Annotated in this window: 26 protein-coding genes and 1 tRNA gene; 21 read left to right on the forward strand and 6 right to left on the reverse strand. The window is 42.2% G+C overall.

Annotated features, from left to right (window positions below; genetic code table 11):
• The first annotated feature begins 13 nt into the window (after nt 1-13).
• The gene (thiI, locus tag G603_RS0105625) at nt 14-1,216 is read left to right on the forward strand and encodes a tRNA uracil 4-sulfurtransferase ThiI (RefSeq protein ID WP_026669582.1); all 1,203 of its coding nucleotides are present in this window, start codon (nt 14-16) and stop codon (nt 1,214-1,216) included.
• A 68-nt stretch (nt 1,217-1,284) separates the two neighbouring features.
• Here the strand turns inward: thiI and G603_RS0105630 are convergent, their stop codons facing one another.
• Nucleotides 1,285-1,515, reverse strand: coding sequence for an HPr family phosphocarrier protein (locus tag G603_RS0105630; protein ID WP_026496052.1), 231 nt, complete (start codon nt 1,513-1,515; stop codon nt 1,285-1,287).
• Nucleotides 1,516-1,604: 89 nt separating this feature from the next.
• Here G603_RS0105630 and mtaB point away from each other — a divergent pair, with 89 nt between their 5' ends.
• The 12 genes from mtaB to G603_RS0105690 all read left to right on the forward strand — a co-directional run bounded on the left by mtaB (nt 1,605) and on the right by G603_RS0105690 (nt 11,710).
• On the forward strand, nt 1,605-2,945 hold the full coding sequence (gene mtaB / locus G603_RS0105635; RefSeq protein ID WP_026669583.1) for a tRNA (N(6)-L-threonylcarbamoyladenosine(37)-C(2))-methylthiotransferase MtaB: 1,341 nt from the start codon (nt 1,605-1,607) through the stop codon (nt 2,943-2,945).
• A 117-nt stretch (nt 2,946-3,062) separates the two neighbouring features.
• Nucleotides 3,063-3,338, forward strand: a complete 276-nt coding sequence (locus G603_RS0105640; RefSeq protein WP_026496050.1) for an IreB family regulatory phosphoprotein — start codon at nt 3,063-3,065, stop codon at nt 3,336-3,338.
• The gene (gene ruvX / locus G603_RS0105645) at nt 3,338-3,757 is read left to right on the forward strand and encodes a Holliday junction resolvase RuvX (RefSeq protein WP_026669584.1); all 420 of its coding nucleotides are present in this window, start codon (nt 3,338-3,340) and stop codon (nt 3,755-3,757) included. The genes G603_RS0105640 and ruvX overlap by 1 nt, the downstream gene beginning before the upstream one ends.
• Nucleotides 3,758-3,775: 18 nt before the next feature.
• Nucleotides 3,776-4,036 carry a DUF1292 domain-containing protein gene (locus tag G603_RS0105650; RefSeq protein WP_026669585.1) on the forward strand — a complete coding sequence of 87 codons (261 nt, stop codon included), beginning with the start codon at nt 3,776-3,778 and terminating at the stop codon, nt 4,034-4,036.
• Nucleotides 4,037-4,063: 27 nt separating this feature from the next.
• Complete coding sequence (locus G603_RS0105655) at nt 4,064-4,549, forward strand: Fur family transcriptional regulator (protein ID WP_242834841.1); 486 nt, start codon at nt 4,064-4,066, stop codon at nt 4,547-4,549.
• Entirely contained in the window at nt 4,542-6,224 is a 1,683-nt protein-coding gene (locus G603_RS0105660; RefSeq protein ID WP_026524813.1) for a ribonuclease J, read from the forward strand. The genes G603_RS0105655 and G603_RS0105660 overlap by 8 nt, the downstream gene beginning before the upstream one ends.
• A gap of 11 nt (nt 6,225-6,235) precedes the next feature.
• Nucleotides 6,236-6,631 carry an endolytic transglycosylase MltG gene (locus G603_RS0105665; protein WP_026669587.1) on the forward strand — a complete coding sequence of 132 codons (396 nt, stop codon included), beginning with the start codon at nt 6,236-6,238 and terminating at the stop codon, nt 6,629-6,631.
• On the forward strand, nt 6,628-7,269 hold the full coding sequence (locus G603_RS0105670) for an O-methyltransferase (RefSeq protein WP_026669588.1): 642 nt from the start codon (nt 6,628-6,630) through the stop codon (nt 7,267-7,269). Before G603_RS0105665 ends, G603_RS0105670 begins: the two co-directional genes overlap by 4 nt.
• A 43-nt stretch (nt 7,270-7,312) precedes the next feature.
• A complete protein-coding gene (locus tag G603_RS0105675) occupies nt 7,313-8,560 on the forward strand; it encodes a peptidase U32 family protein (protein WP_026524810.1) in 1,248 nt (415 codons plus the stop codon).
• A gap of 73 nt (nt 8,561-8,633) precedes the next feature.
• On the forward strand, nt 8,634-10,745 hold the full coding sequence (locus G603_RS0105680; protein WP_026669589.1) for a glutamine synthetase III family protein: 2,112 nt from the start codon (nt 8,634-8,636) through the stop codon (nt 10,743-10,745).
• Nucleotides 10,746-10,940: 195 nt separating this feature from the next.
• A tRNA-Gln gene (locus G603_RS0105685) sits at nt 10,941-11,013 on the forward strand.
• Between the two features lie 40 nt (nt 11,014-11,053).
• Complete coding sequence (locus G603_RS0105690) at nt 11,054-11,710, forward strand: hypothetical protein (protein ID WP_026524808.1); 657 nt, start codon at nt 11,054-11,056, stop codon at nt 11,708-11,710.
• Nucleotides 11,711-11,809: 99 nt separating this feature from the next.
• Here the strand turns inward: G603_RS0105690 and G603_RS0105695 are convergent, their stop codons facing one another.
• On the reverse strand, nt 11,810-13,492 hold the full coding sequence (locus G603_RS0105695; protein ID WP_026669590.1) for an EAL domain-containing protein: 1,683 nt from the start codon (nt 13,490-13,492) through the stop codon (nt 11,810-11,812).
• Between the two features lie 3 nt (nt 13,493-13,495).
• A complete protein-coding gene (locus tag G603_RS19370) occupies nt 13,496-14,644 on the reverse strand; it encodes an AI-2E family transporter (RefSeq protein ID WP_196808045.1) in 1,149 nt (382 codons plus the stop codon).
• A gap of 143 nt (nt 14,645-14,787) precedes the next feature.
• Here G603_RS19370 and G603_RS0105705 point away from each other — a divergent pair, with 143 nt between their 5' ends.
• Complete coding sequence (locus G603_RS0105705; protein ID WP_242829643.1) at nt 14,788-15,225, forward strand: sugar 3,4-ketoisomerase; 438 nt, start codon at nt 14,788-14,790, stop codon at nt 15,223-15,225.
• Here G603_RS0105705 and G603_RS0105710 read toward each other — a convergent pair.
• Nucleotides 15,196-16,791: a hypothetical protein gene (locus tag G603_RS0105710; protein ID WP_026669591.1), complete on the reverse strand. Its 1,596-nt coding sequence runs from the start codon at nt 16,789-16,791 to the stop codon at nt 15,196-15,198. The genes G603_RS0105705 and G603_RS0105710 overlap by 30 nt on opposite strands.
• Before the next feature lie 54 nt (nt 16,792-16,845).
• Here G603_RS0105710 and G603_RS0105715 point away from each other — a divergent pair, with 54 nt between their 5' ends.
• Genes G603_RS0105715 through G603_RS0105725 form a run of 3 tightly spaced genes read left to right on the forward strand, consistent with a single transcriptional unit; the run spans nt 16,846 to nt 20,282 of the window.
• A complete protein-coding gene (locus G603_RS0105715) occupies nt 16,846-18,651 on the forward strand; it encodes a DUF6020 family protein (RefSeq protein ID WP_026669592.1) in 1,806 nt (601 codons plus the stop codon).
• Nucleotides 18,652-18,654: 3 nt separating this feature from the next.
• A complete protein-coding gene (locus tag G603_RS0105720) occupies nt 18,655-19,428 on the forward strand; it encodes an acyl-[acyl-carrier-protein] thioesterase (RefSeq protein WP_026669593.1) in 774 nt (257 codons plus the stop codon).
• 20 nt (nt 19,429-19,448) lie between these two features.
• Nucleotides 19,449-20,282 (forward strand): CvfB family protein, encoded by an 834-nt coding sequence (locus G603_RS0105725; protein WP_026669594.1) that lies wholly within the window; start codon nt 19,449-19,451, stop codon nt 20,280-20,282.
• Here G603_RS0105725 and G603_RS0105730 read toward each other — a convergent pair.
• Together G603_RS0105730 and G603_RS0105735 are read right to left on the reverse strand one after the other, a co-directional pair.
• Entirely contained in the window at nt 20,275-21,960 is a 1,686-nt protein-coding gene (locus G603_RS0105730; protein ID WP_026669595.1) for a hypothetical protein, read from the reverse strand. The genes G603_RS0105725 and G603_RS0105730 overlap by 8 nt on opposite strands.
• Nucleotides 21,961-22,047: 87 nt before the next feature.
• Entirely contained in the window at nt 22,048-22,239 is a 192-nt protein-coding gene (locus G603_RS0105735; RefSeq protein WP_026524800.1) for a YjfB family protein, read from the reverse strand.
• A 224-nt stretch (nt 22,240-22,463) separates the two neighbouring features.
• On the opposite strand from G603_RS0105735, the gene G603_RS0105740 reads away from it, so the two are divergent.
• From G603_RS0105740 to G603_RS0105755, 4 genes are all read left to right on the forward strand, one after another.
• On the forward strand, nt 22,464-23,546 hold the full coding sequence (locus tag G603_RS0105740; RefSeq protein WP_026524799.1) for a PucR family transcriptional regulator: 1,083 nt from the start codon (nt 22,464-22,466) through the stop codon (nt 23,544-23,546).
• 116 nt (nt 23,547-23,662) lie between these two features.
• The gene (ftsE, locus tag G603_RS0105745) at nt 23,663-24,352 is read left to right on the forward strand and encodes a cell division ATP-binding protein FtsE (RefSeq protein WP_026524798.1); all 690 of its coding nucleotides are present in this window, start codon (nt 23,663-23,665) and stop codon (nt 24,350-24,352) included.
• Nucleotides 24,339-25,235, forward strand: a complete 897-nt coding sequence (ftsX, locus tag G603_RS0105750) for a permease-like cell division protein FtsX (RefSeq protein WP_026524797.1) — start codon at nt 24,339-24,341, stop codon at nt 25,233-25,235. Before ftsE ends, ftsX begins: the two co-directional genes overlap by 14 nt.
• The gene (locus tag G603_RS0105755; RefSeq protein ID WP_051207526.1) at nt 25,228-26,460 is read left to right on the forward strand and encodes a murein hydrolase activator EnvC family protein; all 1,233 of its coding nucleotides are present in this window, start codon (nt 25,228-25,230) and stop codon (nt 26,458-26,460) included. The genes ftsX and G603_RS0105755 overlap by 8 nt, the downstream gene beginning before the upstream one ends.
• Nucleotide 26,461 lies beyond the last annotated feature (1 nt).

Here is a 26,461-nt window from a genome sequence, read left to right on the forward strand (position 1 = left end):
GAAGGAAGAAATTATGCAGTACCATGCATTTGTAATTAAGTATGCAGAGATAGGTATCAAGGGTAAGAACAGATATCTCTTCGAGGAAGCTCTTGTTAAGCAGATGGAGAGAGTCCTTGAAAAATGTGAAGGCGAATTTAGTATATTCAGAGTTTCAGGAAGAATATATCTAAACGCAGCAGGCTTTGATTTTGATGAGACCGTTGCAGCGCTTCAGACAGTATTTGGAATAACAGGTATCTGCCCCGCAGTTTGCATTGAGAGAGACGGAGATAACAAGCTTCCTGATATAAACGGCCTTTCACAGGAGGTCATCAAATTCATAGATGGAGTTTATCCTGACAAGAACAAGACCTTCAAAATAAAGTGCAGACGTGTTGATAAGACATATCCCCTTGATTCAATGGAGGCAGCAGCTGAGATCGGTGCTCAGGTTCTCGATGCTTATCCTGAGATGAAGGTTGATGTCAGAAATCCTGATATTCTTATAAGTGTTGAGATCCGTGAGAAGGTAAATATCTTTTCAGAGATCATCCCCGGACCCGGCGGAATGCCCATCGGTACCAGCGGAAAAGCAATGCTTCTTCTTTCAGGCGGAATCGATTCCCCTGTTGCAGGCTATATGATAGCTAAAAGAGGTGTTGAGATAGAAGCTGTTTATTTCAATGCTCCGCCCTATACAAGTGAGAGAGCAAAGCAGAAGGTTGTTGACCTTGCGAAGGTAATTGCAAAATACACAGGTAAGGTAAGACTTCACGTAATCAACTTTACCGATATTCAGATGTATATCTATAAAGAGTGTCCTCATGATGAGCTTACTATCATCATGCGTAGATATATGATGAGAATTGCAGACATGATTGCTGCTCAGAATAAGTGCATCGGACTTATTACAGGTGAGAGCATCGGCCAGGTGGCATCACAGACCATGGAGTCACTTATGGCTACCAACGAGGTTGTCCAGGACATGCCCGTATATCGCCCTGTCATCGCCTTCGACAAGCAGGACATCGTAGACATCTCCCTTAAGATCGGTGCATATGAGACATCAATCCTTCCTTACGAGGACTGCTGTACAATCTTTGTTGCAAAGCACCCTGTAACCAAGCCTCGCCTTGAAGTTATCAGAGCACATGAAAAACGTCTTGTTGAAAAGATAGATGAATTAGTTCAGACTGCTCTTGATACAGATGAGATCATAGAGTTAGAAGTTTAAAACATTACACTAAAAAAACCTGTGACGGAAGTCACAGGTTTCAGTAGCTTTCTAGATAATTGATCTGATTAGATCATGTATGGCTTTAAGATTGCCAGTACTTCATCGGCGCCATCTTCAGCATGGATGTTAAGGTCGATCGGCTTTGAAAGATCGAGTGAGAAAATACCCATGATGGATTTTGCGTCAATTACGTATCTACCGGATACAAGGTCAAAATCATAATCAAACTTTGTAATATCATTTACAAAAGACTTAACCTTATCGATAGAGTTTAAAGAAATTTTTACGGTTTTCATTGCGCAAATACCTCCTTCTTTTCCTTAATAGTAAACGGAAGGACGTTAAAAGTCAATGATAGAAACGTCAAAAATAATGGAGGTTCAATATGAAAAGTGTCGCACTGCATAGCCTCGGATGCAAAGTAAATAGGTACGAGACCGATGTGATGGGACAAAAGTTACAAGAAAACGGATATAAGATTGTAGCATTTGATGAACTGGCCGATATTTATATTATAAATACCTGTTCCGTAACCCAGATAGCAGATCATAAAAGCAGACAGATGCTTCATAAGGCAAAAAGAAAGAACCCCGGCAGCGTTGTTGTTGCCTGTGGTTGCTACGTTGAGACCGACAAGGACAAGATTAAAGAGGATGAATCCATCGATATCATTGTCGGAAACAATAAAAAGGCCGATATAGTAAGTATCCTTGATGAGTATTTCAAAGAACAGGAAGAAGCTGCTGCAAAAGAGCTCCCCGGAAGAATTTGCATGACAGATATCAACGATCCTTCTCAGAGATATGAGGATATGGAGCTTACAAGGATGCCCGGACACACAAGGGCTTACATCAAAATCCAGGACGGCTGCAATCAGTTCTGCTCTTATTGCATAATCCCTTATGCAAGAGGAAGGATCCGTAGCAGACAGGAAGCGGATATTCTCAATGAGGTTGAGCTTCTTGCTAAGGATGGCTGTAAAGAAATAGTTCTTACAGGTATCCATATCAGTTCCTATGGCCTTGATAGAGGTGAGAGCGAGCTTTTACAGCTCCTCACGAAGCTCAATGATATTGAAGGGATCGAGAGAATCCGTTTAAGCTCTCTTGAGCCCAGAATCATTACTCAGGAGTCCGCACAGAAAATGGCGTCGCTGTCCAAGGTTTGTCCTCATTTCCACTTATCGCTCCAAAGCGGTAGTAACGATACCTTAAAGAGGATGAATAGGCACTATTCTGCTGAGGAATATGCAGAAGGTGTAAGACAGCTAAGGCTTGCCTACGATAAGCCGGCCATCACTACAGATGTAATCGTTGGATTCCCGGGAGAAACCAAGGAGACCTTTGAAGAGAGCAGAGCATTTGTGGAGAATATCAATTTCTATGAGATGCATGTTTTCAAGTATTCAGCAAGAAAAGGCACTGTTGCAGCAAAGATGGAGGATCAGCTTACAGACAGAGAAAAAACTGAGAGAAGTAACGTTCTTTTGACCATGACAAAGGAGCAGTCAAAGAGCTATCGTCAGAACTTCATCGGTATGACAGAGAAGATCCTTTGGGAAGACATTGAAGAGATAAAAGGCCGTAAATACCTTATCGGCTTTACTTCAAGATATGTACGCGTTGCCATACCTGAGCAGGTGGCAGCAGATAAAAATATTAAGAGCGGAGATATCACAGAGGGAACGATAAAAGAATTCCTTTCTGACGATACATTGCTTATTTAATATTTATGGGTTAATATTAAATTAACTATGTAATATGCGATAAGTGTTTTTGTGACACGGGCTTTAAATGTACTGAGAGTACATTTGGATATAAAAAGAAAAAAGAGGAAAAGGTGAATGGCAGATCAGAATTTAGGTAACACACAATTTTTCAAGGTTGATGTTGAGCCGGAGACTGGTGTCAAAAAGGTACTTTCAATAGTATATGAGGCACTTCTTGAGAAGGGTTACAATCCGGTAAATCAGATTGTTGGTTACATCATGTCAGGTGATCCTACTTACATCACCAGCCACATGGGTGCCAGAAGTCTGATCATGAAGGTAGAACGTGATGAGCTCGTAGAAGAGATGCTCACAGAGTATATTAAGAACAACAACTGGTCCAGAAAATAATGCGAATAATGGGTTTGGATTACGGCTCCAAGACCGTGGGAGTCGCTATCAGCGATGAGCTGCTTTTAACGGCTCAGGCCAAGGAGATTATCCGTAGAAAAGAAGAGAATAAGCTTCGTAAGACGCTGGCGCGTATAGAAGAACTGATCCAGGAGTATGATGTCGAGACGATAGTGCTTGGACTTCCGCTGAACATGGATCAGTCTGAATCAGTGCGCTCAGGATTGTCTGAAGAATTTAGGGAGAAGCTTGAGAGAAGAACATCTCTTCCCGTTATTATGTGGGACGAACGACTTACGACGGTGGAAGCAGACGCCATAATGGATGAAGTCGGCATAAAGAAAGCCGATCGCAAGGAGTACGTCGACATGATAGCCGCTCAGATCATATTGCAGGATTATCTGGACAACAGAGGCTAGAAAGAGGCAAAACAAAATATGGAAAAAATTACATTTCGTCCGGAGGGTGAGGAGCCCGTGGACTTTTTCGTGTTGGAACAGACCGTGATAGGAGCAAAATCCTATATTTTGGTTACGGACGTAGAAGATGGTGATGGCGAAGCTCTGATTTTAAGAGATGATTCCGAAAAAGGTGATGAGGAAGCGAACTACACCATAGTAGAAGATGATAAGGAACTGGAAGCAGTTGCGGTTGTTTTCAGAAAGCTTTTGGAAGAGGACGATATCGGCCTTGATTAATTCTTATTATAAATCCGGGGGTGGATTTTGAAGAATAATAAGACACAAAGAGAGATACTTACATCCGAAGAATTTAAAGCTTTATTAAAAAAGCGCGGTCTTAAGGTGACTACGCAGCGTCTTGCTGTGCTTGAAACACTGGGAATCAATCCCGATGCACACCTTACCGTGGAAGAAATTTATGATTTGGTAAAAAAGTCGAATCCTGAGATAGGACTTGCGACTATTTATAGAACAGTTCAGGTATTGAAAGAGCTTCAGCTTATCGATCGGGTTAACTTTGATGATGGAGTAGAACGCTATGAGTTGGTACATCTGTCAAAGGATGGCAGTCAGAAGCACCACCATCATCATTTAATTTGTGTAAACTGTGGAAGAGTATTTGAATTCGAGGAAGACATGATGGAGAACCTCGAACTCAAGATATCGAAGAAAACAGGTTTTAAAGCTATCGATCATGAGGTGAAACTCTACGGTTATTGTAAAGAATGTGGAGGAAAACCGATTGAATAAAAAGAAAACGAATATTGATGCTTCAGGACTTCAGGTGATACCCCTTGGAGGATTGGAGCAGATTGGAATGAACATTACTGCCTTCCGTTACGAGGACAGTATTATTGTGGTGGACTGCGGTCTGTCATTCCCTGACGACGACATGCTGGGAATAGATCTTGTAATCCCGGATATTACCTATCTGAAGAATAATGCAGATAAGGTTAAGGGATTTGTCATAACCCACGGACATGAGGACCATATTGGTGCACTTCCTTATGTTCTGAAGGAACTTAATGTTCCGATTTATGCAACCAGACTTACTATGGGCATTATTGAGCATAAGCTCGAGGAGCACGGCCTTGTTAAGAAGGTAAGACGTAAGGTTGTAAAATTCGGACAGTCTATCAATCTTGGTGATTTCAGAGTAGAGTTTATCAGAACAAACCACTCAATCGTAGATGCTGCGGCACTTGCGATCTATTCGCCTGCGGGTATAGTTGTGCACACCGGAGACTTCAAGGTTGATTACACACCGGTTTACGGAGATCCCATTGATCTTCAGAGATTTGGTGAGATAGGTAAAAAGGGCGTGCTGGCTCTTATGTGTGATTCCACCAACGCAGAGCGTCCCGGTTTCACCGCTTCCGAGAGGACTGTTGGAAAAACATTTGATACTTTATTCGAAGAGCATGCTAATTCAAGAATAATAGTTGCTACCTTTGCATCTAACGTAGACAGAGTGCAGCAGATCATCAATACGGCCTACAAGTTCGGAAGAAAAGTTGCGGTAGAAGGCCGAAGTATGGTAAATATAATAGATATTGCCCAGAAGCTTGAGTGTATACAGATCCCTGAGAATACTCTTGTGGATGTGGAACAGCTTAAGAGCTATCCGGACAACAAGACTGTTATCATAACAACCGGTAGCCAGGGAGAAAGTATGGCTGCTCTTAGTCGTATGGCCAGCGGTCAGCATAAGAAGATCAGCATAAGACCCGGTGATACCATTATCTTTTCATCACACCCGATACCGGGTAATGAAAAGGCGGTAACGAATGTTATCAACGATCTGCTGGTTAAGGGAGCAGATGTTATTTTCCAGGATGTTCACGTATCAGGACATGCCTGCCAGGAGGATATCAAGCTCATCCATACACTGGTAAGACCTAAGTACTTTATTCCTGTGCATGGAGAGTACAAGCACCTCATTGCTCAGAAAAATATTGCCATGGGCCTTGGAATGGATAAGGATAATATCTTTATTATCAGATCCGGTGACGTACTTGAGCTCAAGGAAGACAGTGCCAAGGTTACAGGTAAGGTGCCTGTAGGTGCTATTCTGGTTGACGGTCTTGGCGTAGGCGATGTTGGTAATGTGGTTCTTAGAGACAGACAGAGACTTGCTGAAGACGGTATTGTCATCGTCGTATTTGGCATTGATAAGGAAAATGCTCAGCTTGTTTCAGGCCCCAGCATTGTTTCAAGAGGCTTTGTATATGTAAGAGAATCGGATCAGCTGATCGATTATGCAACTGATCTTGTCCTTGATGAGGTGACAGAGGCTCTCGATAGTGGTATAACTGATTGGAACAAGTTAAAGAATATTGTTAAGGATGTCCTTTCGGATTTCATCTGGAAGAAGACAAAGAGAAGACCCATGATTCTTCCTATTATCATGGATTATAATTTCTAAAGGATTTTATTATGAGTGCAAGAAGCGTAGGACTTGGTTTACTTGATACCATCTTTAAGGGATTGCTCATTGTAGTAGCCATAATGATGATATCCAAATATGCAAAGGTTGCGTATGATTACGGATACCATATTTATAATCAGTCACCTGCCTCTGAGTATGATACCAGAACGGTTACCATCTCAGTTACAGAATCGATGTCTGTTATGGATATTGCAGAACTCCTTGAAAACAGAGGGATAGTTGATGATAAATATCTTTTCTGGCTTCAGGAGAGATTCTCTGAGTATCACGGAATGATCGCAGCCGGTACTTATGAGCTTAGTCCTTCGCAGAAGGCCGACGAGATCATAGGTGTTATGAGTGCCAAGACGATCGAGGAAAAAGAGGCGGAGGCAGCTAAGTGATTAGCGAAGAGAGAATACGTACCTTTATCAATTCTCTTGATAGAGGGAATGCTCCATTTTTGGATGAACTGGAAAAAGAGGCTCTGGGGGGAAACGTTCCGATTATTAGGAAAGACTCACAGGGCCTTATGAAATTTTTAATGGCAATGACAAGACCTGAGAATATTTTGGAAGTCGGATGCGCCGTTGGTTTTTCGGCACTTCTGATGGCAGAGTATACAGATGCGGATACTAAGATCACTACCATTGAGAAGTTCGAAAAAAGAATTCCTGTTGCCAGGAGCAATTTTGAAAAATATGACAAGGATAAAAAGATAACTCTTCTTGAGGGAGACGCAGCAGATATTCTTGCGCAGCTGTCTGATTCCTATGACTTTATTTTTATGGATGCCGCTAAGGGACAGTACCTGACATTTTTACCGGATTGTAAGAGACTCCTAAAAAAGGGAGGGCTGCTGGTGTCCGATAATGTACTTCAGGACGGCGATGTTATGGAATCTAGATTTGCCGTAACCAGAAGAAACCGCACCATACATGAGAGAATGCGGGATTATCTGTATGCCATAAAGCATGATCCTGAGCTTGAGAGTGTAATTTTAAATATTGGTGATGGCATGGCGCTGTCATATAAGTTGTAATTTAGAAAGTGAAAGATGCCGGATTATCGGCAAGAGGAAAGTAATGAGCAGAGAAAAAAAGAAACCGGAACTTCTGATACCCGCAAGCAGCCTTGAAGTACTTAAGACTGCGGTAATTTTTGGAGCGGATGCAGTTTATATAGGAGGAAATTCCTTTGGACTTAGGGCAAAGGCAAAGAACTTCAGTCATGATGATATGGCAGAGGGTATTAAATTTGCCCATGAGCATGGCGTTCATGTCCATGTAACAGCCAATATCCTTGCCCACAATGATGATCTTAAGGGAGCAGAGGAATACTTCCATGAGCTTAAAGAGCTTGGTCCGGATGCGCTTATTATTGCAGATCCCGGCATGTTCATGATGGCAAGAAGAATCTGTCCTGAGATTGATATTCATGTTTCAACTCAGGCCAATAATACGAATTACGAGACATATAAGTTCTGGGCAGATCTTGGAGCTAAGAGAGTAGTTGCTGCAAGAGAACTTTCACTTAAAGAGATTGCGCAGATAAGGGACAATATTCCCGATGATCTTGAAATAGAGAGTTTTATTCACGGAGCTATGTGTATTAGCTATTCAGGAAGATGTCTTTTGTCTAATTATTTCACCGGCAGAGATGCCAACCACGGCGAGTGCACTCATCCCTGCAGATGGAAGTATGCGGTTGTTGAGGAGACAAGACCCGGCGAATATCTTCCCGTATATGAGAATGAGAGAGGCTCCTTTATTTTCAATTCAAAGGATCTGTGCATGATAGAGCATATTCCGGAGCTGGTTGAAGCTGGTGTTGACAGCTGTAAGATAGAGGGCCGCATGAAAACAGCACTTTATGTGGCTACAGTTGCAAGAACTTACAGAAAAGCCATCGATGACTATTTTGAGTCAGAGGAAAAATACAGACAGAACATGCCCTGGTATCTTGATGAGATTTCAAGATGTACCTACAGGCAGTTCACCACAGGGTTCTATTTTGGTAAGCCTTCTGATGAAGCTCAGATCTACGATGCCAATACCTATGTAAATGAGTACACATATCTTGGTATCGTGGGAGAGGTTGACGACAGAGGCCTTGCAAGAATAGAGCAGAGAAATAAATTCTCCGTTGGAGATACAATTGAGATCATGAAGCCCGATGGCCGTGATATAGAGACCAAGGTACTTGGAATAATAAATGAAAATGGTGAGGAAGTTGAGAGCTGCCCTCATCCCAAGGAAGTTCTGTATATAAAGCTCGATCAGGAAACCGAGAAGTATGATATTTTAAGAGTACATACCGCATCTGATAATTGAGTATTTTATTCTTTTAGTGTACAATCATTTGCGATATTGTAATTTCAAATCATTAATAGAAAACGAGGTAGGCATGAACGAGCAGGTCAAGGTAGAAGAGTTATTCGGAAAAAATGTATTCACTTTGGAAAAGATGCGTCAGAGACTTCCAAAGAGTGTTTACAAAGAAGTGATTGATGTTATGGAGAATGGCGGAGACCTTTCTTTTGCATCAGCGGATGTAGTTGCTAACGCTATGAAAAACTGGGCAATGGAGAACGGTGCTACACACTATACACACTGGTTCCAGCCCCTGACAGGCATCACAGCTGAGAAACACGATGCATTTATTACCAGTGCCCGCGGCGACGGACACATGATGACATCTTTCTCCGGAAAGGAGCTCATTAAGGGTGAGCCTGATGCTTCTTCTTTCCCTTCCGGCGGACTTCGTGCCACTTTTGAAGCCAGAGGCTATACAGCATGGGATATCACATCTCCCGCATTCCTTAAGGAGAGCGGAGCAGGTGTTACTCTGTGCATCCCCACAGCATTCTGCTCATACAATGGAGAGGCTCTTGATAAAAAGACTCCTCTCCTGCGATCTATGGAGGCTGTTAATAAGCAGGCTCTTCGAATTGTTCATCTCTTTGGAAATACAGCAGCAAAAAAAGTAAATGTATCAGTTGGTCCCGAGCAGGAGTACTTCCTTGTAGACTGGAAGAAGAGCCTGCAGCGCCCTGATCTTATCTTTACAGGCAGAACTCTTTTTGGAGCTCAGCCGCCTAAGGGTCAGGAGATGGAGGATCACTATTTCGGTGTTATCAGAGAGCGTGTCGGTGAGTTCATGAAGGACTTAAATGACGAGCTCTGGAAGCTTGGTGTTCCCGGCAAGACTCAGCACAATGAGGTTGCTCCCGGACAGCATGAGCTTGCACCTATTTATGAGACAGCAAATATCGCTGTAGATCATAACCAGATCATCATGGAGACCATGAAGAGAGTGGCAGAGCATCACAACATGAGATGTCTCCTTCACGAGAAGCCCTTCGCAGGTGTTAACGGTTCAGGTAAGCATGACAACTGGTCTCTTTGCACAGATAATGGTGTAAACCTTCTTGACCCCGGCGATACACCCAATGAAAATATTCAGTTCCTTTTCGTACTTGCATGTATCGTTAAGGCTGTAGATACACACGCAGACATTCTCAGACAGAGTGCTGCTGATGTTGGAAACGATCACAGACTTGGTGCTGATGAGGCACCTCCGGCAATCATCTCAATGTTCCTTGGTGAGCAGCTTGAGGACGTGGTTCAGCAGCTTATTGAGACAGGTGAAGCAAGACGCTCTAAGCGCGGCGGAAAGCTTAAGACCGGTGTTTCAACACTTCCTGAATTTGAGAAGGATGCTACAGACAGAAACCGTACATCACCCTTTGCATTTACAGGTAATAAGTTCGAGTTCCGTATGGTTGGTTCCTCGGATTCAATGGCAAGCTCAAATACAGCCCTTAACACAATTGTTGCCGAGGCTTTCTGTGAGGCAGCAGACAGACTTGATAAGGCTGATGATTTTGACATGGAAGTACATGATATCATCAAGGAATATCTTACAGATCACCAGAGAGTAATCTTTAACGGTGACGGATATTCAGATGAGTGGAAGGCAGAAGCTGCAAGGAGAAAGCTTCCCAACATTCCTTCAACAATCGAGGCAGCAGAGGTTCTTACAACCAAGAAGGCAGTTGATCTCTATAAGAAGTTTGGCGTATTTAATAAGACCGAGCTTGAAGCAAGAAAAGAGATCATCTTTGAGACCTATGCAAAGACCATTAATATAGAAGCTCTCACCATGATAGATATGGCTAGTAAGCAGATCATTCCTGCTGTAATGAAGTATGCAGGAACTCTTGCAATCAACATAAATGCAATCGCTGCTGCAGGTTGTGATGCATCTGTTGAGAAGGCAGAGCTCAAGGAGATTTCAGATAACTTAAAGGCTATGAAGAAGGCTCTTGATCAGCTTAAGAAGGATGAGGAGAAGGCAAGAACCATCTCTGATACCAGAAAGAGAGCATACTACTGCAAGGATAAGGTAATGCCTGCAATGGTGGCATTAAGAGAGCCTGCAGATAAGCTTGAGATGCTTGTTGATAAGAAGGATTGGCCCTTCCCTACATACGCTGATTTACTTTTTGAAGGCTGAGAGCACTTGGCGAAGTATTGTTGAGCCTAGTGCGAACGTGTTCCAGCGAGCGACAGCGAGAGCGGAACTTCCCTGTTAAATGAACCTGCGGAGTGCTGATTCAAGGCACTTCGCGGAAACTAAAAAATTTTTCTAAATTTATGAAAAAAGTGCTTGCATTTTTTTTATAACTTACGTATAATCAATTCTTGTCGGTGGGCTATCGCCAAGCGGTAAGGCAACGGACTCTGACTCCGTCATTTCGTAGGTTCGAATCCTACTAGCCCAGTTCAAACCTCAGAATTTGATTCTGAGGTTTTTTTACTAAAATGGCAAAGAACGCGAGGTGCGTTGTGAAGTCTCTTATGAAGGATTTTGCGTTCCCGGTTTTGTGGGAGCTATTATTTATAGTGATGTGCATTATGCGCCCGATAAAGACGCTTTATTTGTTCTTTGTATTTTATCTCGTTCTTCTTGTTTATTATCACGAGAGCTTTTCAATAAAAGAATTTTCCGCTAATTTCAAAAATATCAAAAAGTTTTGGATTCCTGTTGCCATAACCTTTGCTGCGATGCTGGCTTTATACTGGGTTAAGACCAATGTTATCCAGAGAAATATAATTATGCTGGATGGAACCTTCAGTATCACATGGGAGAACAGCTATTTAGGCGAGCTCCTCTATGCCATCACTATTATGTTCCTTGGTCCCATTGCCAGTGAGATATACTACAGGAAGGCAGTCATGAGGTTCGATACCATTGGCTCCACAATGATTAGCTTTGTGATCGGACTTTTGCTCTGCGGCTTTGGAAGTGCATATCTTCCTCTTGGAGTTGCTGAAGCAGTGATGCTGGCGTTGCCCCTTGCTCTTTGTTATTTCGTAACGAGGAATGTATATGTATCCATGGCAGCGAATATTCTGTTTATGATGTATCAGCACATTCCAAATATTGTTTATGACGTAGCGAGAATTTCGCTTAGATGATGATTATAGAAATGTAAAACCCTGTCTGCAAGGACAGGGCTTTAATTGTTTATGGGCAATCCACCGGGGTTATCTTTTTAGTATAGAAACTGGCAGCATTTAGAAATTTGACTCAAATTCTGATATGGGCATGGGCCTTGCAAGATAGTACCCCTGGAATCTGTCACAGCCAAGGGACTTAAGGTATTCAAATTGCTGCTCAGTCTCAATTCCTTCCGCAACTACATTCATTCCAAGGCTCTTGCAGAGCTTAAGAGATGATTCCAGGATCATCTTGCTGCGGGGATCCGATTCGCTTCCTGCGATGAAGGTGCGGTCGAATTTTACATATTCCGCATGGACATCCTTAAGCATATTAAGAGATACATTTCCTATACCAAAGTTGTCAATTGCAACTCTGAAGCCCTCTGCACGGAATGCATCTATAAGCTCGAACTGTTTCTCAGTGTCGTTCATAAGATCAACTTCAGAGAACTCAAGAACAAGTCTGTTTGGATCTATCCTATAGTTGTTTACAAGCTCCTTAAGGGCCTTTAGAGCATCCATGTAGAAAAATACCTTAGGCGTTACGTTAACACCCATTATAATGTTATATTTTGAGGTATTTTGCCATGCGCTCAGTTGTCGCATAACAAGCTCCCAGTTTTTGTAATCCAGCTGAGCGATGTGCTCTGTTTTTTCAAGGATACCTATATATTTTTCAGAAGGGACTACGGTTCCGTTTGGCTTTTTCCATCTTGTCAGTGCTTCCACGCCGGTTACAGCCTTGTCAGAGTTAAAGAGGGGCTGAACATAGATGGTGAACTGTCCGTCTGAAAGGTTATTTTCAAAGGTGCTGAGGAATTCCTCTTCGTCTTCACTTTGCTTAAGAAGCTTATTGGTGTAGAAGGTGAGGATATTTTCTCTCTGGTCATGAAGGGACTGAAGTGCCAGGTCAGCCCTTTCTATCATGGTGGTTACAGGTATTTCCGGATCATCTATTCTGTAAACGCCAAGGTGGAAATAGAGATGATAATTCTCGCTGTCTACAAGCTTGCCTATTTCCTCTACGGCATCGATGAAGGTTCCTTCATCAAATCTGTTTTCGGGCATACATAATACGAAATGATCAGCCTGAATTCTTCCGTATACCGTGTCGGAACCGCAGCGCTTTCTAAGCATATCTGCGATGGCGATGAGGACTTCGTTCCCTCGCTGTCTTCCGTATCTCTCATTCAGAACTCGGAAATGTCTGATGTCTCCTGTGATTAGCAGTCTATCCACGTCGGGATCGTCCACCAGAAGCTTTCTGATGGCACGGCATATTCCGTCAAGGTTAAAAAGCCTTGTGAGCGGGTCGTGGGTTACAACATAGTCAGTATCAGTCATGCCCTGAGATAGCTGTATGCCCTCGGAATTAAGGATTGGAACGATAGCTTCTCCCGGCTGAGGGAGGTTCTGAGTATCAACACTTATAAGCTCCAATACGCATGAAAAGCTGTTGTCATCGGGTAAAAGGAGCTTTATGGGAATGGACTGGATGAGATGCCGTCTGTTTTCATAGATCTCTTCCTTGCTCTGTCTGTTAGAACTAAGGCATGCCCTGTAGCTGCTGCAATTTGAGCATCTTGAAGTAGCATTCCATACAGAATGACATTCTTTTCCGTAGTGGACGCCGCCTGATGCGTCAACAGTAATCTCACGGCATTCAATGGGATCAACAAGGCGGACGGTATCATACATTCGCTTCATTGTGTCCATCATCTGACCGAGATCTTTATAGGTGTACTCATCTACTCGCATAGATTAATCCTCATCTTCGGGAGACTGCTTTGATTGTGCTGCAGCTTCCCTTTTTTCAATCCAGTTAGTATATACAACGTTAAAAATAGCAGCAAACGGAATTGCCAGCATGATGCCTGCAACGCCGAACATTCTTCCTCCAACAACCAAAGTTACCAGGATCCAAATGGCAGGAACGTTTAAGGATCCTCCGAAAAGCTTGGGCTTAATGATATATCCGTCCACAGTCTGAAGAATTATTGTAAAAATAAGGAACAACAGAGCGTGGAATGGATTAACCAGTACAAGGATAAATGCGCCGATAACTGCACCAAGGATGGGACCAAAGGTGGGGGCCAGGTTGGTAATTCCTACAACCACTGAAATAAGCACTGAGTAGGACATACCTGTTATCAGCATAAAGAACCAGTTAATTATTCCTACGATAATTCCATCAAGAAGATCATAGACGATGTACTGCAGCAGGATGTTGTTACACTTATCAAGGAATGCTTCCATGCTCTTGAAGGCAGGAGCGGGAACAAACTGCCTTAAGAGTCTTCTGCATCCAAACTGGAGCTTTTCTTTGCCCATAAGAAAATATATGGCCAGGATGAAGCCAAGTACCACGTTGACAACATTTCTTCCTATTCCGGCAGAAACATTGATGACCTGCTCAATGGCCTGCGGCAGTTTCTGTGCAAACTGTGCCAGGAAGGTGTTGATCTTGGATGTGATACCGGAAATATCCAGATGGAAGCTTCCTGCCTTTATACTCAGTGTATTGAGCAGTGATTCAAGGGAACCGGCATAGCCGTCCAGGTTGGATATAAAGGTTGAAATACTGTCAATGAGCTGAGGTATCAGCGCTATCATCAAAAGCACAATCACAAGTATTATTGTCGCTATGGCAAGCACTACGGATAATATGCGCTTGGCATCAGCGTTTTTGATACCCTTTAGCAGTTTTTTCTCAAAAAGGTCCACAAGGGGATGCATGATATATGCGATGATAAGACCTGTTATTACAGGTGAAAAATATCTGCCAAGAACCCCAAGAGCTCCAAGGAATACGTTCAGGTGAGAGAGCACAAGATATAAAACTACCGCAGAGCAGGTAGCGATTGTGTAAGGAAACCAATTTCTGTTAAACCAGTCTTTGTTAAATTTCATAATGTCTGTATGTGCATAAAATTTGCACATTTCCCCAATCTATAGTATTTTATCGTTATACTAATTCTAGTCTTTAAGGGAATTCGAATCAATTAAAAAAGTATTAAGATTCGTCAAATTTTAAACGGATAGGAGTTAAGAAAATGATCAATCATATGGACCGCGTAAAAATGATAGAGTTCCAGGACAGGGGCGATGAGCGCGGACAGCTTATAGTAGTTGAGGGTGCACAGGACATCCCTTTTGATATCAAAAGAACATTCTACATCTATGGAAGTGATGCTACTGTTGTAAGAGGAAAGCATGCAAACAGAAGGACAGAGTTCGTCCTTATAAATGTTGCAGGTTCCAGTAAGGTTAAGGTTTTGGATGGTGCTGGAAATGAGACGATTTTCTGTCTGAACAGACCTAACACAGGAATTTATCTCCCCAACATGGTTTGGAAGGAGATGTATGATTTTAGCCCGGATTCGGTGCTTTTAGTACTTGCCAGTGAGCATTATGATGCTGCTGAGTACATCAGGGACTATGATGAATATGTAAAAGAGATATCATCTTTTTCTAATGAATCTGCCAATTGAGAAGATAAGAACACAGATGATACCTGCAAAAAAGCCACAGGTAATGACGCTCCGTATATATTCCATATGCGGGGCTGTTTTTTTGAAAATATACATGGTGGGGTCACTGCTGTGATAACCCTCTACAATGTCGCCCTTGGCTAAGGCTGCATCCACATCAGCCTGAGTCATCTCGATATTTTTGTGATTAAAGTAAGGATCAGCGATCTCGGTGTTTGTGTAAAGCACTTTAGGCTCTGTGGTTGACACATAATAAATGCCTGATGCCAGGATAAATGAAACTGCAAAAAGCAGGGCAAACTTTAAAAAGTTGCAGCTGATATGAGCTATTGTTTTTACGAAGGCCTTATGGAGCTTAAAGTCGGCAATATCCGGAACGACGATCTCTTTTTCTCCAAGAGGGAGAAGGATAATCTCTTTTCTAAGAAGCTCCGGGAAGTTCTCTGCTTTTTTCGAAAGGGTATCGTAGAGCCATGCACCGATGAAAACAAAAGTGAGATTCTTGTAGCTTAAGTTAAAAAGGAACGGATCACTCATGCCAATAAAGCAGAAGGTTATCATAATGGCGAGCTCCGGCTTTTTGTTGTTTTTAACAATGTATTTTATCCAAACAAGGTAGATAGAGCATATCAGGATAAAGGATACGATTCCAAGCTGCAGGAAAAGGTATAAGAAGGAATTATCCAGCATATACCAGCTTGTGGGAGTCTCACCAAAATATGAACCAAAAGGTGTGATCTTTTCATTGGTCAGGAAATAAAGCGCATATTCGTAGCGCTTGTGAAGAAGCTTATTCATGAATTCGAAGGCATCTCCTGTTGCAAGAAGAGGTCCTGCGATTGAAAAGATTACTGTGGCAGGGAAAAGCATGAGGATAAGAGCATTTTCAAGCTTTGAACGCTCTTTTCTCGCATGGAGATAAAGGTTTGCCACAAGATATATTGAAATAGAAATAAGTCCCGTAAGACTTACGGTGTATACATAGATAAAGCAGCTAAGGAGCATTGCAATAAGAGATGCCCTTACCAGCTTTGAAAAACTCTCTGCTTTATATAAATAGAAAAAGAGCATTATGAGTATCAGAAGTGTGGTGTGGGTTGTATTGGGATAGGGATAGCCCAGTGAATGTCTCATAATATAGCCAAAACCGCTTCTGTTATTCATGTGATTAAGCTCTTGAATAAGGCCTGTCATTGAGAGAACATAAAGTACAAAGTAAGAAATGCCAAGGATATAGAGGCCAAGGCGCATTACTTTTTTCTCATTTATACCCTTCATGCCCAGCATCATGGTAAAGTATATAAGAAGACCTTTCTCGCCGGAACATGCGTAAGTAATTGAGCCTGCCCCGAGAAAGCATATTATGATAAGGCATTCTGCCAGTGTGTGTCTTGTGGAAATGATTTTGATGCCAAACATGGCGGCACCTGCCAAAAGAAGCACATTGTAGATAGTCTGTCCGTCATAGAAGCCTATAGCACGAGCGCCAAAGAGAATCAGGAAGTAAATATAATAAAAGAGCTCGAAAGCTTTTATTTTGTTGTTTGCGTTTATAGATTCTCCCATGCGGTTGCAGGTTTCCTTTCAACAGCCAAATTATATAAAAGGATTATAGCATATATGTACGGTTTAATGATTAATGAATTAAAGAATGTGCTTGTAGCCTTCATTTGTACCTGGGGACTACAGCTTCTTACAGGTATTACCGTAAGGAATCCGCTGACCCTTTTGTATTTCGCGCTTTTCTGGATCCTTGGAAGATGTAAGAAAAATGAGAAATATGATGATAAAAAAGGGAAAATGGCGGATATTCTCTGGGGAGCAGCTTCAATTATTTTATCAGGCGCAGTGACTTTTTTTATAGGAAGAAAAGCTGTGCTTGGATTCGACAGCGGATTATTCAGGCTTGTTGGAATTCTGATTATTTTCGCCGGAATGTTTTTGGTATTTGTAAGGCTTAAAGATTTGCCTTCTTTAATAAAAAATATTTTTTCCAAGGATTATTCATTCCTGGCTGTAAAAGGCATGATGCAGGAAGAGAAGAGTAGGAAAGAACTGCCCTTTAGTGATTTGACAGTTTTGGGCATCAGCGCTGTAATCTGCTTTTTATGTTACCTGCCTTATTTTTTATATGAGTACCCGGGAATTATGACGGCAGATTCTCTTGTTCAGTACGAGCAGATAATTGGAGTAACACCCTGGTCCAACCACCATCCTGTGGCTCATACCCTTGTGATTTCATTCTTCTATAAGCTTGGATTGGCAGTAACGGGAGATATAAATAAAGCCATAAGCTTCTATACCGTAGCGCAGATGATATTTATGTCTCTTTGCTGCGGAGCGGTGGTGCTTCGTGTAAAAAGAATAGTTGGAGGAATCGTAGCACCTGTCCTTTCTCTTATATTCTTTGCGCTTGTGCCATTTAATGCGGTATTTGCAGTGACTTTATGGAAGGATGTTCCATTTGCGGGGATTGTGATGCTGACGGGCTGCCTTCTAGTCGATATGGCGCAGAAGGACAGGGGAGTGTGGAGCGACCTCATAATGCTGTTTGTACTGCTTGTGCTTCTTTCATTATTCAGGTCAAACGGATGGTATGCATTTTTACTGTGCATTCCCTTTATGTTGTATTTTTATAGAGATAACCTGATTAAGATTGCAGTTATGGTAGCGGCATCAGTCCTTGCAGTTATCATAATAAAAGGACCTGTCATGACTAGCGCAGGCGTGATTCAGCCTGATTTTACAGAATCCCTGTCACTCCCTCTTCAGCAGGTGGCAAGAGTTCTTGTTAATGACAGAGCATTAAGTGATGAGGACATGGAGCTTATCACGGATGTTATAGATACCACCTATATTCATGAGCTTTACGCACCTGATTTTGCGGACAATATAAAGGAGCTCGTAAGAGCGGGACATCCTGAAGTTATCGAGAATAATAAAGGTACCTATCTTGGGCTGTGGCTTACGCTTTTTGCAAAATATCCTGCTGATTATATAAAGGCATGGTTTGACCTTGTGGGCGGATATGTGTATACTGATTTTCCCTATGATGTTGGAAATGTGGATGGAATAATGGCAAATGATCACGGCCTTGTTCCTACTCCGCTTATTGGCGGAAAAGCCGTAATTAAGGGAAAAGAGATACTGATAAAGCTTGGAAGCTTTGTACCGATTTACGGAATGCTGTGGTGCGCCGGTGCATATACCTGGCTTGTGATTTTTGCATTGATAGCTGTACTTAAAAATGGCAGAAATAAGAAGCTAGCCGTAATCATGATACTTCAGGCGGCCATGATTGCCACACTTCTTGTCGCGGCGCCTGTCATTGACTTTAGATATGAGTATGCAGTTGTAATGCTAATGCCTCTTACGGTTTCGATATGTGTTATCATAAAGAGTGAAAAAACAGCTAAGGAGTACTGAGTAATGTATTCATTCGACTCAAGGATCAGATACAGTGAATGCGATATAAACGGATTTCTGACTATAGAGGGACTAATCGATTATTTTCAGGATTGCTCGACCTTTCAGACCCAGGAAGGACCTGCAACCATGGAAGCGATGGAGAAGCTTGGCATTGCCTGGGTTATTAACAGCTGGCAGGTGAATGTGAAAAGGCTTCCTAAGCTTGGAGAGAGTGTTACCGTAGGTACTGTTCCCTATGAGCTTAAGGCGTTTATGGGTCTTAGAAATTTTTTCATGAAAACTAAGGACGGAGAAGAGCTGGCTATTGCCAACTCCGTGTGGTCTCTCATAAACCTTGAGAAGGGCACTCCCTACAGAATAAATGATGATATAATTAAAACCTATCCATTGGATGAAAAGCTTCCAATGGAGTATGCCCCAAGGAAAATTGCAGAGCCTGAGGATGGCAGACGATTTTCTGTAAAAGAAAAGAAGGTGGGGCTTCACCATCTTGATACAAATCACCATGTAAATAACGGTCAGTACATAAGAATTGCGCTTGCGGCTATCGAGGAGTTTTCAGGAAAAGAGAATTTTGATTCTCTTAGGACCCTTGCGAAAAACAGACAGGATTTCATGGTGAGAGCTGAGTACAGGCAGCAGGCTCACTTAGGGGATGTGATTCATCCTGAGATAGTAATAGGTACAGGAGATGACAGTCTTACAGGCTGCGTTGTCTTACTGAATGATGATGGCGGTAAGCCCTATTCAATAGTGGAACTTAAACAGTTGTAATATTTTAAAGGAGTTATAAAGTGCTTAGAATTGGAGAAAAGCAGGAACTTGAGATAATTAAAAAAGTAGATTTTGGTGTGTATCTTGCAGAGAGACAGGGAGATGAGGACAAGGTTCTTCTTCCTAAAAAGCAGGTGCCACAGGATGCAGAGATAGGTGATGTGCTGTCTGTTTTCCTTTATAAGGATTCTGATGACAGACTTATAGCAACCACAAGAATTCCTAAGCTTATGCTTGGCGATGTTGCCATGCTTAAGGTTAAGGATGTTGGTAAGATCGGTGCCTTCATGGATTGGGGACTTGAAAAGGACGTACTTTTGCCCTTCAGAGAGCAGACAAGAAAGGTAAAGAGCGGCGAAGAGGTTCTGTGTGCTCTTTATGTGGATAAGTCAGGACGCCTTGCTGTTACCATGAACGTATATGAGTTCCTTAGAACTGACAGCCCTTATCATAAGGATGACAGAGTGACAGGAACAGTGTACGAGACCAGTAACAATTTTGGGGCTTTCGTAGCTGTTGATAATATTTTCTCCGGGCTTATTCCCAAGAAGGAGCTTTACGGGGATATCAGAATCGGCGACCAGATCACTGCCAGAATCACCGAGATCAGAGAGGATGGAAAGATTACCCTCAGTATCAGAGAAAAGGCATATCTTCAGATTGATTCAGACGCAGAAAAGATCCTTGCCAGAGTGGAAGAGGAAGGCGGAAGACTGCCCTTCACAGATAAGGCTGATCCTGAAAAGATCAGAACTGAAATGGGAATGAGTAAAAACGAGTTCAAACGCGCCATTGGACATCTCTTAAAAGAGGGCAAAATAAAGATAGGAGAATCCGATATCACTCTTATCTGATGTCGGCTTCAAGCTCACGCTGCATTGCTTCTGTATAGGAAGCATTGTCAGAAGTCAGGTTTTTTCCGATGGTTCCTGAATAAATAAGATAAAAGAATAGAAGCGGTAAAACCAGCCTGAGGAATATCCTCAGGCGATTTTTTTTGAAAAGCTCCTTAGAATCAAAGAGCAGCTTATGATAACCTATGGCTGCCATAGGCAGCATCAGCACAAAGTAAGGAAGCGTATACTGTGATTTTGCTTCCCACATGATATGGAAAAGAAATCCGCCTATGATGGTAATAGCAAGGATTTCAAAGCAGTTACCGGTGTTTTTGTTTTTGAATACCAGAAACAAAAGGCATCCAAGCAGTATAAAGAATTGCAGCCAATTTAGAAATCCTATCTGCAAAAAGTAATTGTTATAGGTAAGAAGCTTGCGGACAGGGTTATTCTCATAACGGATTTCCTGAAGAGGTCGTATGATCCAAAGGGCCTCATAGCTTGGATCGTTCCACTCGGAAGAGAGCTTTCTTGAAAAGAACTCCAGGCAGTCGTATGGATTTTCGCTAAAATATTCGAGTCTTTCTTTTATGGCATCTGTTGCCATTTTTTTGTTTATATCAGGGTTGTAGCCGCTCTGTTCATAGCTGTCCGTATTAAAGCCGTTGTACCACCCCTCGGCAAGGTCGCTGTCCTGAAGTCCCATGGCTATCCAGGAGTAAGTGGATGCACCTTTTCCCACATCGATGCCTGTCATCTGACGAACTATCAATGAAGGAACCTTTGCCTGAATCAGAAATGCCACAACAAAAAGAGCAGGAAGCGCCAGCAGAATAGCCTTTTTATTTCTGATGGCTGCCATAACAATGTAGATAAAAATGGCAATGAAAAAGATCAGGTAATTGGACTTAAGCAGCATTGCTGCCAGAATGGACAGCGCTGATAAGATGCAGTTTTTTATGAATTTATCTTTTTCAAATTTAAGCGCATGGTAGATTGCACTAACCGACAGGGCAAGGCCCGGGATTGTACCGTAGACGAAGGTGCAGTAGATATGAAGAGGATAAAACAGTATGCCAAAAAGCAGCACCATAAGCTGAGGCGTGGCATTCTCTTCATAAATAAAACCTGTAATATCAGACAGGCGCTTATAAAAAAGAACAAGGAAAAGAGCATTCATTATCTGGAATGCAAGGAAATTTCCAAAGCCGAAAATGCTAAAGAAGACATAGCTAAAGAGCATAAGCCCCATCTGATTGGGATAGGTGTGGATATATCCGCCCTCCATGAAAAAGGAGTAGTTTTTTGAGCGAAGACCGTAAGCAGCCAGCTGAACAAAGGCCTGATCCGATACAGGAGAAAGTCTTGAAAAGTACACAAACAGAGCTGACATTAAAAAGATAATAGCCAGCATGATATTTTTTACTTTGGACAAATTCTTTTTATTTTTTTCTTTTAAAAGATCCTGAAAAAAAGAGAATCTGCCAAGAAATACCATGATTGCAAGGATAACCCCGGTGAAGATTACATGGATAAACACATTGTCTTTCATAAAATATGTTTTCTCATTGCTGTCCACAAGACAGGTCACCGTCGCTGAAATATATACAAAAAAAGCGAGAATGATCAGGGAAAGAAAAGAAATTATTATATTAAATGTTTTAGATATGAAGCCTTCATGGTTGATGTTTTCCATAGTTAATAGACATCTCCGTTAACTGCGAATTTGTCTATATAATAACATAAGTCACCGCAAAATGCGGTGACTTATTGCTGCCATGGCTTAGACTCTCAGATCAATATTAGCTCCTATATCCGGGTTCACGGATAATTCCATTGCAGAAGTGTCTATCATTTCGGCGACGGCGGTACCGACATCCGAAAGGGAATCGAGGCTGTTTTTGAGCATTGCTGCGCCAAAATCAGTCTGGACTTTGCTTAAAGATAAAGCCATGGATAATTCGGGTATGTCCATATAGCCACCTCCTTTACTGCTTAAGTGGATACATCCATGTATTTTCGGCTATACATGGCCCTCATAAAAAGAAAGCTAATATCCTAATTTGTATATCGATTAATGGCCATTAGAAGTTTATTGGGAAAAATCCACAAAAAACAACTAGTTTTTTGTGGATTTTTATGCAATTATCGAGTAGAATATAATCAACTATAATTATGTAATATGCATAGGAGAGCATTATGATTTCAAATCAGATCCTTCAAAACACAATAGATGGATTGAAAGGCATAGCACACGTGGATCTGTGCGTCCTTGATGTCGACGGGGGAGAGGTGGCTGCCACAAGACCTGACTTAAGTCTTGTTGCGGATTCAGTTAGGGATTTTGTGAGATCACCTGCAGACTCTCAGGAGGTTCAGGGACATCAATATTTTAAAATATATGACGAGCAGCAGCTGGAGTATATTCTCGTGGCTGCAGGCAGCGGTGAGAGCACCTATATGATAGGCAAAATGATCGCTTATCAGATTCAGGGTCTTCTTGTTGCCTACAAGGAGCGTTTTGATAAGGATAATTTCATCAAAAACCTGCTCCTTGATAACCTGCTTTTGGTGGATATTTACAGTAGGGCAAAAAAACTTCACATTCCTTCCGATGCAAAGCGTGTTACAATGATAATTGCTGCCGAGAAGGTTAGGGAGAATAATGTCCTTGAGATGGTGCGTTCATACGGCGCAGGCAATGGTGGCGACTTTGTAACCGAAGTAGATGAGGACAATGTCACTGTAGTTAAGGATGTTACCGAGTACAAGTCAGCTGAGGAGATTTCAGCATCAGCTCAGCAGCTTCAGGAGCACCTTGAGAGCGCAGGCATTAAGAATGTACATATCGCAATAGGTACAGTAGTTGGCGAGATCAAGGAAGTGAGCCGTTCCTACAAGGAAGCCAAGATGGCCCTTGATGTAGGAAGAATCTTCTTTGAGGAAAAGGGCGTAATCAGCTATGGCGAGCTCGGAATCGGAAGACTTATTTATCAGCTTCCCATTCCTCTTTGCAAGATGTTCATAAAAGAGATATTCGGCGGCAAGAATCCCGATGGATTCGATCAGGAGACTTTGTCCACAATCGACAAGTTCTTCGAGAACAACCTGAATGTATCAGAGACATCAAGACAGTTATTCATTCACAGAAATACACTTGTCTACAGGCTTGATAAGCTCCAGAAGAGCACAGGCTTAGACCTTCGTGTCTTCGACGACGCCATCACATTCAAGATCGCTTTAATGGTGGTACGTTACATGAAATACATGGAGCGATACTAATGCGTAGCAATCCGTGTATCGCGAAAGTTTAGAACAACAAATAGTTTTTTAGCAAGGAAAAAGGTATGGAAAAAGTTAGAAGAAAGAGAGTAGCGCGTCCTGTCGGGGAGGACGACATTATCACGCTTGAAAACGTGACGAAGTCCTATTCCACGGGCGCTCCGGCACTTAATGGGGTCACCCTTCATATCAAGAAGGGTGAATTTGTTTTTATAGTAGGAGACAGCGGTTCCGGTAAATCCACCCTGATCAAGCTCCTGCTTCGTGAGCTTGTTCCTTCTGACGGTAAGATCACCGTTATGGGACAGGATCTTGGCAGAATGCGACACAGAAACATTCCCAAATTCCGCAGAAAGCTTGGAATCGTATTCCAGGATTTCCGACTTTTGATGGACAGAAATGTTTATGAGAACGTTGCATTTGCTCAGAGAATCATTCAGAAATCCTCAAGAGAAATCAGGAAAAATGTTCCGTCAGTGCTGGCTACAGTCGGCCTTGCCGGAAAATACAAGAGCAAGATAAAAGCCCTTTCAGGTGGTGAGCAGCAAAGAGTTGCCATCGCAAGAGCTATGGTCAACAAGCCTGAAATCCTGCTTGCAGATGAGCCTACAGGTAACCTTGATCCCAACAATTCTTGGGATATCATGAAGCTCATGGAGCAGATAAATGCAAATGGTACTACAGTCATTATCGTTACACATAACAGAGAGATTGTTAATGCCATGCATAAGAGAGTTATTACTATGAAAAAAGGCGTCGTGATTTACGACGAAGAAGAGGGTGAGTATCACGATGAGGATGAGTAGTTTTTTCTATACACTGGGACAGGGCTTTAAGAATCTTGGCCGCAACAGATGGTACACTCTGGCATCTATTGCAACAATAAGTGCATGTCTGTTCCTGTTTGGTATTTTTTATTCACTGGTTTCAAATTTTCAACACGTTGTTAAGACTGCTGAGGAAGGCGTATCCGTAACTGTTTTCTTTAATGAGGGCACAAGCGAGGAAGTAATGCTTGCGGCAAAATCTCTTATTGAAAAGAGACCTGAAGTCAGCAAGGTAGTATATATTTCCGCTGAGGAAGCCTGGGAAAGTTTTAAGACAGATTACCTTGGGGAATACGCAGATGGCTTTACCGAGAATCCTCTTGAGGATATGGGTAACCTTCAGATTTACCTCAGTGATGTTTCCATGCAGCCCGCTCTTGTAACTTATCTTGAATCAATCAATGATATCAGGACAGTTAACAGATCAGAGGTTACGGCATCAATGCTGAGCGGTATCAACAGCCTTGTTGCTTATGTGTCAATGGGTATTATAGGAATCCTTCTTCTGGTTTCTATTTTCCTTATCAGCAATACGGTTACAATCGGTATCGCTGTAAGAAGACAGGAGATCGAGATAATGAAGTACATCGGAGCTACGGACTTTTTTGTTCGTGCACCCTTCGTTATTGAGGGTATCCTTATCGGACTGTTTGGATCGGTAATCCCGCTTGTGATCATTTATGTGATCTATAACAAAGCATCATTTTACCTGGCAGAGAGATTTTCAATGCTAAACTCAATCCTTGATATTCTGCCGGTTAATACTATATTTGAAGCTCTTTTGCCTATTTCAATTTTAATAGGCGTTGGAATCGGATTTATGGGAAGTGTGACGACAGTTAGGAAGCATTTGCATGTATGATTACCGATTGAGGAAAAACAGCAAAAGAATATTGTCGGTTTTACTTGTTTTTGCAATGCTTATGCTATGTGGGGGTAACTCGGCTATATCTTCATACGCTGCTGTTACAAAAGAGAGCATCAAGCAGAAAGAGAATCAGATAGCGAACGCCAAAAAAGAGCGTGAGAGTATGAAAAGCTCTCTGACTGATCTCCAGACAGTTAAAAAGAATCTGGAATCGGAAAAGTCTGATCTTAAGAAGTACATTACAGAGCTTGATTCAAATCTTACTCAGATTCAGAACAATATCGATGAACTTCAGGGTAAGATTGAAGAAAAAGAGCAGAAGATAGAAGAGACCACAGCTGAGCTTGAAGAAGCTATTGAAACCCAGAATACACAGTACGAAGAAATGAAGGACAGAATTCGTTTCATGTATGAAAAGGGTGAGACCATGTACTTTGAGCTCCTTGCGGAGTCTGAATCCTTTGGCGATATGCTTAATAAAGCCGACTACATAGAAAAGCTGTCTGCCTATGACAGGCAAAAGCTTGAGGAGTACATAGAGCACACAGAACTTGTGGAAATGACAAAGACAGCCCTTGAGGAAGAGAAGGAGACTCTCGACCAGGCCAAGGCTGATCAGCTCATTGAGGAGGATAATATGAAAAACCTCCTTGCCCAGAAGAACAGTGAAGTCAGCAAAGTATCTGCGAATATTGCGGATAAAGAAGCAGCCATCAAGGAATATGAGGCGCAGATTGCGGAAGAGAATGCCACCATCGCCGCTCTTGAAAAAGCTGTTGAAGCTGATAAGGCAGAGCTTGCAGCGCAGAATGCGAGAAAATATGACGGCGGAGTGTTTACATTTCCATGTCCCTCATATACCAGAATATCTGACGATTACGGTATGAGAATGCATCCTACCCTGGGAATTCAGAAGATGCACAACGGTATAGATCTCGCGGCAGCCAGCGGTTCAGCAATTCTTGCAGCTTATGACGGCAAGGTCGTTGCTGCTGCATACAATTCAACCATGGGTAACTATATAATGATAGACCATGGAAGCGGACTTTATACGATATATATGCATGCTTCTTCCCTTAGCGTATCAACAGGTGCAGAGGTAAAGAAGGGACAGAAGATTGCGGCAGTCGGTTCCACAGGAAGATCCACAGGACCGCATCTGCATTTTGGTGTTAGATCAGGGGGTAATTACGTTAGTCCCTGGAACTATTTGAAGTAAG

The sequence above is a fragment of the Butyrivibrio sp. AE3006 genome (assembly GCF_000424165.1).
In the GTDB taxonomy this organism is placed as follows: domain Bacteria; phylum Bacillota; class Clostridia; order Lachnospirales; family Lachnospiraceae; genus Butyrivibrio.